Source organism: Acinetobacter sp. YH12072 (assembly GCF_013419565.1).
GTDB lineage: Bacteria > Pseudomonadota > Gammaproteobacteria > Pseudomonadales > Moraxellaceae > Acinetobacter.
The window spans coordinates 14471-26413 of sequence record NZ_VOZV01000016.1 but is presented as its reverse complement, the minus strand read 5'-3'; the positions used below and the strand labels follow the sequence as shown (position 1 = coordinate 26413).

At 42.6% G+C, this 11943-nt stretch carries 11 protein-coding genes; 8 read left to right on the top strand and 3 right to left on the bottom strand.

Annotated features, from left to right (window positions below):
• The first annotated feature begins 13 nt into the window (after positions 1-13).
• From FTU19_RS08500 to FTU19_RS08490, 3 genes are all read left to right on the top strand, one after another.
• Positions 14-457 carry a MarR family winged helix-turn-helix transcriptional regulator gene (locus FTU19_RS08500; protein ID WP_180130775.1) on the top strand — a complete coding sequence of 148 codons (444 nt, stop codon included), beginning with the start codon at positions 14-16 and terminating at the stop codon, positions 455-457.
• Positions 454-1653: an MFS transporter gene (locus FTU19_RS08495; RefSeq protein WP_180130772.1), complete on the top strand. Its 1200-nt coding sequence runs from the start codon at positions 454-456 to the stop codon at positions 1651-1653. Before FTU19_RS08500 ends, FTU19_RS08495 begins: the two co-directional genes overlap by 4 nt.
• 151 nt (positions 1654-1804) lie before the next feature.
• Positions 1805-2011: a helix-turn-helix transcriptional regulator gene (locus FTU19_RS08490; RefSeq protein ID WP_180014751.1), complete on the top strand. Its 207-nt coding sequence runs from the start codon at positions 1805-1807 to the stop codon at positions 2009-2011.
• Positions 2012-2380: 369 nt separating this feature from the next.
• Here the strand turns inward: FTU19_RS08490 and FTU19_RS08485 are convergent, their stop codons facing one another.
• Positions 2381-3361 carry a GlxA family transcriptional regulator gene (locus FTU19_RS08485; protein WP_180130771.1) on the bottom strand — a complete coding sequence of 327 codons (981 nt, stop codon included), beginning with the start codon at positions 3359-3361 and terminating at the stop codon, positions 2381-2383.
• A gap of 78 nt (positions 3362-3439) precedes the next feature.
• Between FTU19_RS08485 and FTU19_RS08480 the strand changes: the two genes are divergently transcribed.
• The gene (locus FTU19_RS08480; RefSeq protein WP_180130808.1) at positions 3440-5263 is read left to right on the top strand and encodes an acyl-CoA dehydrogenase; all 1824 of its coding nucleotides are present in this window, start codon (positions 3440-3442) and stop codon (positions 5261-5263) included.
• Positions 5264-5319: 56 nt separating this feature from the next.
• Here the strand turns inward: FTU19_RS08480 and FTU19_RS08475 are convergent, their stop codons facing one another.
• Positions 5320-6534 (bottom strand): alkane 1-monooxygenase, encoded by a 1215-nt coding sequence (locus tag FTU19_RS08475; protein WP_180130768.1) that lies wholly within the window; start codon positions 6532-6534, stop codon positions 5320-5322.
• Between the two features lie 188 nt (positions 6535-6722).
• Here FTU19_RS08475 and FTU19_RS08470 point away from each other — a divergent pair, with 188 nt between their 5' ends.
• Complete coding sequence (locus FTU19_RS08470; protein ID WP_180130764.1) at positions 6723-7673, top strand: AraC family transcriptional regulator; 951 nt, start codon at positions 6723-6725, stop codon at positions 7671-7673.
• Here FTU19_RS08470 and lpxB read toward each other — a convergent pair.
• Positions 7662-8834, bottom strand: coding sequence for a lipid-A-disaccharide synthase (lpxB, locus tag FTU19_RS08465; RefSeq protein ID WP_159122887.1), 1173 nt, complete (start codon positions 8832-8834; stop codon positions 7662-7664). The genes FTU19_RS08470 and lpxB overlap by 12 nt on opposite strands.
• A 408-nt stretch (positions 8835-9242) precedes the next feature.
• Between lpxB and FTU19_RS08460 the strand changes: the two genes are divergently transcribed.
• From FTU19_RS08460 to FTU19_RS08450, 3 genes are all read left to right on the top strand, one after another.
• Positions 9243-10133, top strand: a complete 891-nt coding sequence (locus FTU19_RS08460; RefSeq protein ID WP_125278642.1) for a sulfite exporter TauE/SafE family protein — start codon at positions 9243-9245, stop codon at positions 10131-10133.
• Between the two features lie 127 nt (positions 10134-10260).
• Entirely contained in the window at positions 10261-11352 is a 1092-nt protein-coding gene (locus FTU19_RS08455) for a 3-deoxy-7-phosphoheptulonate synthase (RefSeq protein ID WP_125278643.1), read from the top strand.
• Between the two features lie 64 nt (positions 11353-11416).
• On the top strand, positions 11417-11941 hold the full coding sequence (locus FTU19_RS08450; RefSeq protein ID WP_125278644.1) for a protein tyrosine phosphatase family protein: 525 nt from the start codon (positions 11417-11419) through the stop codon (positions 11939-11941).
• Positions 11942-11943 lie beyond the last annotated feature (2 nt).

Here is an 11943-nt window from a genome sequence, read left to right as displayed (position 1 = left end):
CCAGGTTAACTATATGTTTCAACCCTCTTCCAGATTTCGTTCACTGTTGCTGCGTTGCGCACGACTCATGAGTGATGAAATCAATACTATTTTATTATCCTCTCAACTTAATTATTCCTTATGGCAAGTGCTCTATACCATTCAATCCCAACAGCAATGCACGCTGGTTGATATTTCAAGCTATTTAAATGTTTCAAAACCAAGCATAACCAAACGTATCCAGCATTTAAGTGAACTCGACTTAATCTGCCAGATCGAAACCGAAGATAAACGTCAAAAAGTATTTAAACTCAGCGAGCAAGGGGTTAAAACCTTTAACCTGTGTTCTAAACAGATTGATGCTTTTGAAGATCACTTACTGCAACAGATTGATGCAGATGATCTGCAAAGCAGTAAAAACACTTTGGTACAGCTGATTCAGCAATTACATCCTTCATCTCAGGAAACACCACAATGAGCCAAGATCAAGCCCGCTTATGGACCTCTAATTTCGTCCTGGTCAGTCTGGTTAATTTCCAGCTCGTTCTGGTGTTTTACCTGCTGGTGATTGTGATTGTCGGTTTCTCGGTCGCTGAACTGGGAGCATCGACTGCACAAGCCGGTCTGGTATCCGGTCTGTTTATTGTCGGAACGCTAATTGGACGCTTATTTATTGGGAAATTGCTGAATCGTCTAGGACTGAAAAATACCCTGGTGATTGGCCTGACTGGCTTTTTGCTATTTTCCGGACTTTATATGATTCCGGCCAAACTAGAAGTGTTATTGGGTATTCGTCTGATCCACGGCTTTATGATGGGTATGGCCTCTACCGTACTCGGCACAGTGATTGCGCAAACCATTCCGGCAACACGACGTGGTGAAGGTATTGGTTATTTCAGTATGAGCAGTACGCTTGGTACAGCGATTGGTCCTTTTGTCGGGATCTGGCTGATGACGAATTTTAATTATCAGGTGATTTTTATCTTCACCACTATCGTTGCGCTCAGCTGCCTGATCTGCGGTCTGTTTATCCAGCCGCCGCGTCTTAAAGCAAGTGGTACATCGACTTCATCTGTTCCACAATCTGCCAGTAAACTCGCTCAATATGTAGAGCCGAATGCCTTGCCGATTGCTGTCATTGTCCTGCTAGTGGCTACCTGTTATTCAGGCGTACTGTCCTTTATTCACTTCTATGCCAAGGACATCAATCTGGTCGAAGCAGCCTCATTCTTCTTCCTGATGTATGCCTTTGCCATTCTGCTGTCACGTCCTTTTACTGGCCCATTAATGGATCGTAAAGGTGAAAACATCATTATCTATCCTGCAATCGTGATTATGGCAGTAGGTATTCTAATGCTGAGTCAGGCACAAAACTCTGTGATGTTACTGGCGAGTGCCGCGTTATTAGGTTTTGGTTTCGGTAATATTCAGTCAGTGTGTCAAACCATTGCTGTAAAAAGTACCACCTTGCAACGGATGGGTCTGGCGACCTCGACTTTCTTTATTGCACTAGATGCCGGTCTTGGTTTCGGACCTTATTTCCTCGGCATGCTGCTGGATCAGGTGGGTTATCGTCAGCTTTATCTGTTCTCTGCATTGCTTACTTTTAGCTGTCTGATCTGGTATTACCTGCTGCATGGCCGCAAGGTTAAGCCGACCTCAGTCAAAGCTTAAACCAATTGATTCAATACTTTTTTAAACGGGCATTTAGCCCGTTTTTTATATCTCCACCTTTTTAAATGACGCTTATTTTTATCATTATGAAATATATAGTTTACACAATGCTAAATATATATTACATTTTGAATGATGTTGGAGTAAAGACATGTTAAAGAATGACATCATCGTGTTTCGTGCTAAAAAACGTTGGACACAACAACAGCTTGCTGATGCAGTGGCAGTCAGCCGCCAAACGATTGCCGCATTAGAAAAAGAGAAGTACAACCCTTCCTTGATTCTGGCATTCAAGTTAGCAAATGCACTTGAAACCACGATTGAGGAACTGTTTAGTTATGCTGAGGAAGAAACATGACACTATTGGTTATTGATGGCTAGTATTTTAAGTATTGTGGTGGCTGTGATCTGCTGTGAAATATATAAAATACGCTTTGAATGCTCACAAGAAGACAAAGACGAAAGAGGAACAATGATTTTATTAAAGCAGAAGTCATTATCCTATAACATTTTATTTTTGGGGATTAGTTCAGCCTTCTTGATCATCATCGGATTTGAAGGTTTCGGACTAAAATAGTTAGAACGTGAAATTTTCATTTACTGGATTATGTTCACCGGCTTCCTGCAAAGCATCGCATCAACCATTTATACGCATTATTTACGTAAAGATATCTTTAGCTAATATGTATGCCAAGAGAGATTTTCGAATCTTTCTTTTTATCAAAATTTAGAAACGTCGGCTAAAACGACGGCGATATTCTAAAGGTGTTAACCCTGTTTTTTTATAAAATAAACGCCGAAATGAACTTGGATCCTGATAGCCGACATTTTGCATAATCAGATCTATGGCCTGATCGGTTTCCTCAAGACGTTTGCGTGCCGCTTCAATACGAATGGCTTGCAGATACTGGTTCGGTGCAATATTTAGCACCTGCTTAAAATGCCGGATTAAAGTACGAGTCGTGACATTAAAACGTTCTGCCAGCGCATTTAAAGTAAATTCTTCATGAAAATGCTGCTCTAACCAGTCCTGAACCTTTTGCACAAGTTCATCATGATGAGGTTGACCAATCTTCATTAATGAATAAGACAATTGGCTATCGCGTCGATAATCAATTACAAAGGATTTGGCAGATTGCATGGCAACTTCAAAACCATAGAAACGTTCAATCAGATGCAAGCCTAAGTCAAACCAGGCCAAACCTCCACCTGCACAGTAAATATTTTGATCCCGGCTAATCATTAGATCGGCATTCAATCTCACTTGAGGATAACGTGCACGAAACATGTCCTGAAAGCCCCAATGCGTTGTCGCCACACGATCATCTAAAATACCAGCTTCTGCCAGAAAGAAATTTCCGGTGCAGTTTCCAGCGATTAAGGTGGATTGTGCATGAGCAGAAGTTAGAAACTGAATCAGGCCTGAATTTTCATCCAGTACCTCTTGTATAGGCGCGGCGATGGTCGGCACTACCAGAATATTTGCTGTTTGAATTTCTTGATATGAACAATGAGCTGGTAATTCCAGGCCGTTAATACAACGAATTGGTTGTCCATCTGGACTGGCGATCCTGACTTTAAACAGGCGTTGCACATCCTGCTGCTGAATCCGGTTCCAGCTGACGCCCGCCATAGCAAATAAATCGACGACACCCGTAATTGCTGAAGCTAAAGCACCATCAAAACCTAAAATCACTACCTGTTGCATATTGTTCTATTTGTCGCTTTTCACCCGTTTCATGTCATTATTGACAATCCTCCTTGATAAATGCAACTGTTAGTCTTGATGCTATCTCAAGGATTGCACATTCAGGACTATACTGTGACTCAGCTGATTAATGATAAAGACCTCAATTTTCTGCTTTATGATGTTTTCAAACTCGAAGCCTTAACTGAACTGGAACGCTATCAGGATCATGACAAAAATACCTTTGATAGTATTCTGGAAACGGCAAAAGGCATCGCGACCGATTATTTTGCGCCGCATAATGCCAAGGCTGATCACCACGAACCGAGCTTTGATGGCAAACAGGTGAAGACCATTGATGAAGTAAAAATAGCATGGCAACAATTTGCTGATGCTGGTCTACTCTGCGCCCAGCATGATTACGCAGACGGCGGCATGCAATTGCCGACTTTGGTGAATATGGCCTGCAATGCCTATTTCATGTCGGCCAATCCTTCGACTGTTGCCTACTCTTTTCTGACAGCCGCTGCAGCAAATCTGATTCAAGCCTTTGCCTCTCCAGAACAAAAACAAATGTTCTTGCCGCATATGCTAAGTGGCCGCTTTGCTGGAACTATGGCGATGACCGAGCCGAATGTGGGTTCCTCTTTGGGAGATCTGACCACTAAAGCGATTCCTCAGTCAGATGGAAGCTACAAAATTAAAGGCCAGAAAATGTTTATTTCTGGTGGTGATCAGGACATTACTGAAAATATTGTGCATCTAGTTCTGGCTCGTATCCAAGACGCTCCGCAAGGGGTAAAAGGTATTTCCCTATTCATCGTGCCGAAATTCAAAACCAATACAGATGGAACTGTAAGTGAATCCAATGATGTCCATCTGGCTGGCCTGCTACACAAAATGGGCTATCGCGGCACCACTTCAACAGTTCTAAGCTTTGGGGAAAACGATCGTTGCTTAGGCTATTTAATTGGTGAAGTGGGACAAGGTTTAAAATATATGTTCAAGATGATGAATGAAGCGCGCGTCGGTGTCGGTCTAGGGGCAGCCATGATTGGTTATCGCGGCTATCTGGAATCTATGGACTATGCTAAAAACCGTCCTCAAGGCCGTCCGGTTCATGAAAAAACACCTGACGCTAAACCTGTGAATATCATTGAGCATACGGATGTCAAACGTATGCTACTGGCACAAAAATCTTATGTTGAAGGTGCTTTGGCGCTGTGCTTATTTGCAGCTCGTTTAATTGATGAACATCAGGCTGCACAAGATGAAGAGAGTGCCATTTTACTCGATCTCATTATACCAGTGGTCAAGTCCTTCCCTTCTGCCTATGGTCCTAAAGCCAATGATCTAGCGATTCAGGTCTTGGGTGGTGCGGGCTATACGCGTGAATATCCGGTTGAGCAATGCTATCGGGATAACCGTCTTAATCCGATTCATGAAGGCACTTATGGGATTCAGTCTCTGGATCTATTAGGCCGTAAACTCTGGCAGCACAATGGCAAAGGCCTGACCCTGCTCATGCAACGCATCCAGAAAACCTTGTCTGAAATTCAGGATGGCAAGTTAACAGAACTGGCAGATGTCTATAAACAGCATCTTGTTACTGTGCAAAAGACCACTCAGGTTTTAGGTCAGGCGCTGCATCAAGGCAAAGTTAGTGAAACTTTGGCCAATTCTGGCCTATATCTGGATATGATGGGCAAAACTATTATTGCGTGGCTGTGGCTGGAAATGGCCAATCAGGCTCAACTTAAATTTGGCACATCTTCTCAACAGGAAGATCAAGCCTTTCTGGCGGGTAAAATTCAGGCAGCTCAATATTTTATTCATTGGGAACTGCCTGAAATTGAACATCAGGCTAAGTTACTGATGAACTTCGATAACACCTGTCTAAATATGCAAAGTGACTGGTTCTAAATAAAAATCAATAAAAAATGCGCCTCGAATGGCGCATTTTTTATTTGTTTACATCATCAAGCCGCAGTGTCTTTTAGACCAAATTTCTTAAGCAGCTTGGCACGTTTCGAAGGCAGAATATTCGCTTTAGCCAGATCGCCTTGATAATGTTGATACACACGTTGATCCATCATCTTGTACCACAATGGTGGAATCAGTGCCGGTATCAGCATGGTGGCATAACCACTTGGTAATTCTGGTGCTTCATCAAAATGTCGCAATGCCTGAAATGGTCGGCTTGGATAGGCATGATGATCCGAATGGCGTTGTAACTGGTACAGGAACAGGTTGGTCACGATGTTGTTATTGTTCCAGCTATGTTCGGGCAAGGTTCGCTCATAGGTACCATCTGCTTTTTGCCCGCGTTTCAATCCATAGTGTTCGATATAATTCACGATTTCAAACAGGCTGATGCCGTAAAAGGCTTGGGTCAGCGTATAAGGAATAATTTTCTTGCCATACGTTTTCAGCATTAAGGCATGGTAACCTGCGCTCATCGCCCAGCCATGAAACAGCTCATTTTCCTGACTAAAGAATTTTAAGCCTTTACGTTCCAAACGTCTTTTTTCTATCTGAATTGCTGATTTCAAGCCACCCAATACAGTACGTGGCCAGAAACGGTAGAAGGATTCACCCATTTTCGAAGATGCCGGGTCTTCTGGCGTCGCCACCCGTTTATGATGTCCATAAGGATGCTCAATCCGGAAATGGTTATAAGCCAGCGGCATCAGGCTGGCATGTGACCAGTAGTGATCTTTTTTCTGAGGACGGTGGCTTAGCTCGTGCGCAGTATTCACGCCGATTCCATTGATCGCCCCCATAGAAACGCCAAGTAGAACCTGATCGACCAGAGAAACATTTGGACGGGATACGACATAGCCTGCAAAAGCATTGGCAGCCATTTGCAATGGGATAAACATCTTCACGATCCGGTCATAATAAGGATCTTTGACCAATGCCTGAATCTGCTCATCATTTGGATTATTGGCATCATCACCAATTAAAGCATCTAATGTTGGGATAATCACATGTAATAATAAAGGCCCACCCATCGCAAAGACTTTTTTAGTGGCTTTGGGGCCAAAATGATAGCCAGCCAGAATTCCCATACCGATCACAGGCAAACCGGGACTCAGCAGCCAGCCAAAACGTTTTTTATCCAGTTGGACACCTTTCAGCGCTGACGCATCCTGCGTGAACTGAGCTTTGCTAATTTGTGCAGGGGCATTCATTGCGACCCTCCTTTTTTATGTTACTCTGCACATATAGTTGAATATTTCAGCATTAGCGAACAGTATTGAACGTCCAGAAAAACTATGTCAGCGTCTTTGGCGCAATAGGCCAAATCTTGGCCTTAAATCACAAGACTGGGCTATTTAAATTTAATTAAATGAATTAAAACAAAAGAATAGAGTCAGGCATGGATGCTTTAAGTAAAATTTTTGATGATATTCATCTGGAAAAATCAGAATATCTCTACCTCAATGTGTTTCATCCAGGCGGATTTGATTATCAGTATGAACCTTCCATACTGGCTTATGTGTTATTGCAAGGTCAAGCGCAATTAATATTTAAAGATGGTGATCTGCTTGAGCTGCAACAAGGTGATCTGGTGTTATTGCCTGCTGGTTCTGCCCACCGGATTTCTAGTCCCGGCAATGCGGATTTTTCTGAACATCATTCGATCAACTCTTATTTTCAGACTCATGCACAGCAATGTGTGGATCTCAATATCACCCATTCAGCAGAACGCAGTTTTATCCTGGCGATTCGTTCCAATCTGGATATCCAGATGGCGAAACCGCTACTGAGTGCTTTACCTAAATTTCTGCACATCCAGCATATTCTGGGAGATACAGCACCAGAATGGTTACAAGTTGGTTTGCAATTTCTAGCATTGGAAACCCAGCAACTTCGTCCGGGACGGGACAAGATTCTGGATCATCTGGTCAGTATTTTACTGATTGAATGCGTGCGAGATTATATTTTGAATCTGGAAAATGCTTCGAGCTGGCTGAATGCTCTTTCGCATCCTGAACTATCTAATGCCTTGGCAGCAATTCATGGCAAACCAGAACAGCCTTGGACCGTAGAAAGCCTGGCTGAACAATGCCATATGTCGCGTTCCAAATTTGCCCAGCTGTTTACCCAGATTGTTGGTGAGCCACCATTGGCTTATCTGCAACAGCATCGACTTCGCCTGGCAGCACAATATCTCAGAAATAGCGGATTTAGCATTCAGCAGATCGCCTATCTGGTGGGCTATTCTTCGGAAACGGCGTTTAGTCAAAGCTTTAAAAAACAGTTTGAACAAACCCCGACCCGATACCGTATTGCCTGTCAAAAAAGCAAGACGCCTCTATTGGACTAAGGCTAGTACCGCTTTGACAGGATCTTCACTGTTGCCGGAAAGCAGCTGCTTGTGCATGGTGAGATGCTGCATCACCTGAATTTGAGCTGCTTCAATATCCATCAATTTTTCAATTTCAGCAGCCAGGTTTTCAGGCGTTGCTTCTGACTGGATTAATTCTTGAATGACTTTTTTACCAGCAATGATATTTGGCAATGAGAAATAAGGAATTTTGACCAGCAATTTGGCAATCTGATAAGTCAGCCAGTGCAATTTATAAAAGGTCACCATCGGACGATGCAATAACATGGCTTCCAGTGTCGCAGTGCCTGAAGCTAACGCAATGATATTAGATGCATTCATCACCTGACGGCCAATTTTTGACTCACTACTGGTATTTTCCATCAGGCGGATATGTGCTTTTAAACTGTCCGGATATTGTGCCAGCAAGTTTTCAATCTGCTGTTTACGCATCTCATTAATGGCGGGAATCAGAAACGTATAATCCGGATATTTCTGATGCAGAATTTTGGCTGCATCCAGTACCAATGGTCCTAAGCGTTCAATTTCACCACGGCGGCTACCTGGCAGCAGTGCAATATATTTTTGTGCAGGATCTAAGCCCAGTTCTGCCTGCGCTTCAGCCAGATTATTGTTGAGGGGTAACTGACTTGCCAATGGATGACCGACAAAAGCTGCCGGAACATCCCATTTTTTGAAAAATGCTTTTTCAAATGGAAACAGGCACAGTACCAGATTAATGCTGGCCTTGATGCCATGCACACGTCCCTGACGCCATGCCCAGACCGAAGGGCTGACATATTGCACGGTCTTAATCGGTAACTGTTTTTGCTTCAGGGTCTTGGAAAGTCGCAAATTAAAATCAGGCGCATCAATTCCAATGAAAACATCGACGGGATCTTTCGTCCAGGTCTCGACCAGACCATCACGAACCGCGAACAGTTTTTTAATATCTTTCAGGACTTCAACAATGCCCATGACCGAGAGAATATCCATTGGATAGTAGCTCTTGAAGCCTTCAGCCAGCATTTGCGGCCCACCAATCCCTTCAAATTCTGCATCAATACCCTGCTCTCGAAAACTACGGATGAGCTTCGCACCAAGCGTATCTCCCGATACCTCTCCCACCACGATTCCGATTTTAAGTTTCCGATTCTGCAAGTGTATTCCCTCAAATGAGACAAATTAATTCCGTTCAGATTCTATCATAAAGCATGATTTGAGCATGCCTAAGTGTTGAACTCACAAATCTTGGCTACCTCAAATAATTAAACTACTGGAATCTGGACAATGCGCGCGCCTTAGCCCAGCTTAAAAATTAAAATAAATTTAAAGCGGCTGATCTTTAAACAAATAAATAAAAAGGCATTTTGCAGAAGCTTTATCAATTTTCATACTTAGCAATAGAAAGGTATGCTAGATGATTCAAATTAAAATATAAATCAGGATGAATTACTTTAAATTTTATAGTCTTTATCTCTTTTTAGAATAAGCAAATCAATAATCAAGACAACGACTTATATTTAAAAGTCATAAGATATGCTCGTTTTTTGATTTTGGCATATATGCATGTTTGGTCCGATTGAATTTATTTTAGCAGGTGTATTGGTAGGTTTCTGTGTTGGGATTACCGGTGTCGGTGGCGGTTCGTTGATGACCCCAATCCTGATTACACTGCTTCGGGTTGAACCGCATATCGCGATTGGTACAGACCTTCTTTATGCCGCAATTTCTAAATTCTGTGGTTCACTGGTTCATGCTAAGAAAATGAATATTGTCTGGCCCATTGTGATCTGGCTGGCGATCGGCAGTATCCCTGCCTCATTTGTGACCCACTGGGTACTAGAGAATTATCTCAGTCAATCGACACATTATAAAGCAACGCTGACCATGGTATTGGGCTTTATGCTGACCCTTACTGGTGCATCTATTGTATTCCGCAATTCTATTGAAAAGTTCTTTAATAAATACCGCAAACAAGAACTACCTGACATGACTCAGGATTTAGACAAAGTTGACTTTAAATCTGGCAATAAACGTGTCTTGATCGTGATTATGGGGATTGTACTGGGCGTGTTTGTGACCCTGTCATCTGTCGGTGCCGGTGCTTTCGGTATTATGGCCTTGATCCTGATGTTCCCGAATCTACCCATGATCCGTATTATCGGTTCGGATGTAGTACATGCTGTACTTTTAACTTTAGTCGCAGGTCTGGGCCATATGAGTGCAGGTAATGTAGACTTTACTTTATTAGGCTGGTTACTTTGCGGTTCTATTCCAGCGATTGTGATTGGAACACTGATCAGTTCACGTATGCCAGAGAAAATTATCCGTAAAATTCTTGGGATTACCCTGTTCTGTCTTGGCGTGAATTTCATTGTGAATCCAGTCAAGTCAAAACCGGTGCAACCCGCCCAACCTGAATTGGTAACAGCAGTAGAAAAAACAGCTGCTGTTTAAACTAAATCATGGATTCATCACTTTTTTTTCAAAGAAGTATTCATCTTTTTTATAACAAAGTGACGCATCATTCATGTTATATTCAGGCTATTAAACAACCTTTTGTATGATCAAACCAGTGACGGCAATGAATACACTACAGTCAAAACCTATTTCAGCATCAGATATTGATGACGTGAATATCCAAAGCATGATTCCTTTGGTAACACCTGCTCAGTTGAAAGCAGAGTTACCTTTGACTGAAACTGCTTATCAAACCGTACTGCATGGTCGTGAAACGATTCGTAATATCCTGGATGGCAAGGATAAGCGTATTTTTGTAGTAATTGGTCCATGTTCAATTCATGATCCAGCGGCTGCGCATGAATATGCTGAACGTTTAAAAGCTTTAAGCGAAAAAGTAAAAGATAGCCTGTATATCGTAATGCGTGTTTATTTTGAAAAACCGCGTACAACTGTAGGCTGGAAAGGTCTGATCAATGACCCTGATATGAATGACTCTTTCAATATTGAGAAAGGTCTGCGTATCGGTCGTAAACTGTTACTGGAGCTGAATGAACTTGGCCTGCCATGTGCAACAGAAGCACTGGATCCAAACTCTCCACAGTACTATCAGGATTTAATTTCATGGTCAGCGATCGGTGCACGTACTACCGAGAGCCAAACTCACCGTGAAATGTCTTCTGGCCTGTCTTCACCAGTCGGCTTCAAAAATGGTACAGACGGCGGCTTAACTGTTGCGACCAATGCAATGCAATCTGTTAAACATGGTCACAGCTTCCTGGGTCTAAATGACCAAGGTCAGGTTGCGGTGATTCGTACTTCAGGGAATCCATATGCACACGTGGTTCTACGTGGCGGTAATGGCAAACCTAACTACGATGCAGGTTCAGTTGCAGATGCTGAGGCAGCGCTTGCGAAAGCCAAAGTCAGCGGCAAGATCATGATTGATGCCAGCCACGCAAACTCAAATAAAGACCCGTACTTACAACCGCTTGTCTTAAAAAATATTACTGAACAAATTCTTGATGGAAACAAGTCAATTGTTGGTATTATGGTAGAAAGTCACCTGAAAGGTGGCCGTCAGGATATTCCTGCCAATCTTTGTGATCTGGAATATGGAAAATCAGTGACTGATGGCTGTATCGATTGGGAGACCACAGAAAAAGTGTTGCTTGACATGCATGAGGCATTGAAGGACGTTTTACCTAATCGTTAAACGAACTGACAAACGCCATCGACAAGATGGCGTTTTCATTTCTGAACAAGGAAAATTTTATCTGATGAATGAAATTGAAACTGCATTAAGTCAAATTGAAAATTTTCAGTTCATCCATGACCATCTGTTCAGCTCTGGTCAGCCGACAACTGAACAACTGAGGTTGATTAAAGAATACGGCGTATCCACCGTAATCAATGTGGCATTAACAGATAGCGATCATCATCTGTTACATGAAGATAAAATTTGTCTTGATCTTGGCCTGAACTATATCCAGTTGCCGATCTCCTGGGAAACCCCTTCGGATAGCCAATGCCTGCTGGTACTGGATCTGATTGATCATCTGGTCAAAGAACAAATGGTCTGGGTACATTGTACGCAGAATTATCATGTCAGCTGCCTGATGTATTTATATCGACAATACTATATGGATATGGACATGCCGACTGCACAGGAATATCTGCATCAGCTCTGGGAACCGAATGAAACCTGGACCGGTTTAATTCATGCGGTTGCCCTACAGCTGCAAGGCCGTAAAGCAACACAGGAACTGGAATTATCCCTGATTCATCCTAATAACTTCGGTTGATG

Excerpts from the sequence above, each read along its gene's own strand:
- FTU19_RS08500 (WP_180130775.1), top strand. The coding sequence starts at position 14 with ATGTTTCAACCCTCTTCCAGATTTCGTTCACTGTTGCTGCGTTGCGCA.
- FTU19_RS08495 (WP_180130772.1), top strand. The coding sequence starts at position 454 with ATGAGCCAAGATCAAGCCCGCTTATGGACCTCTAATTTCGTCCTGGTC.
- FTU19_RS08490 (WP_180014751.1), top strand. The coding sequence starts at position 1,805 with ATGTTAAAGAATGACATCATCGTGTTTCGTGCTAAAAAACGTTGGACA.
- FTU19_RS08485 (WP_180130771.1), bottom strand. The coding sequence starts at position 3,361 with ATGCAACAGGTAGTGATTTTAGGTTTTGATGGTGCTTTAGCTTCAGCA.
- FTU19_RS08480 (WP_180130808.1), top strand. The coding sequence starts at position 3,440 with ATGCTATCTCAAGGATTGCACATTCAGGACTATACTGTGACTCAGCTG.
- FTU19_RS08475 (WP_180130768.1), bottom strand. The coding sequence starts at position 6,534 with ATGAATGCCCCTGCACAAATTAGCAAAGCTCAGTTCACGCAGGATGCG.
- FTU19_RS08470 (WP_180130764.1), top strand. The coding sequence starts at position 6,723 with ATGGATGCTTTAAGTAAAATTTTTGATGATATTCATCTGGAAAAATCA.
- FTU19_RS08460 (WP_125278642.1), top strand. The coding sequence starts at position 9,243 with ATGTTTGGTCCGATTGAATTTATTTTAGCAGGTGTATTGGTAGGTTTC.
- FTU19_RS08455 (WP_125278643.1), top strand. The coding sequence starts at position 10,261 with ATGAATACACTACAGTCAAAACCTATTTCAGCATCAGATATTGATGAC.
- FTU19_RS08450 (WP_125278644.1), top strand. The coding sequence starts at position 11,417 with ATGAATGAAATTGAAACTGCATTAAGTCAAATTGAAAATTTTCAGTTC.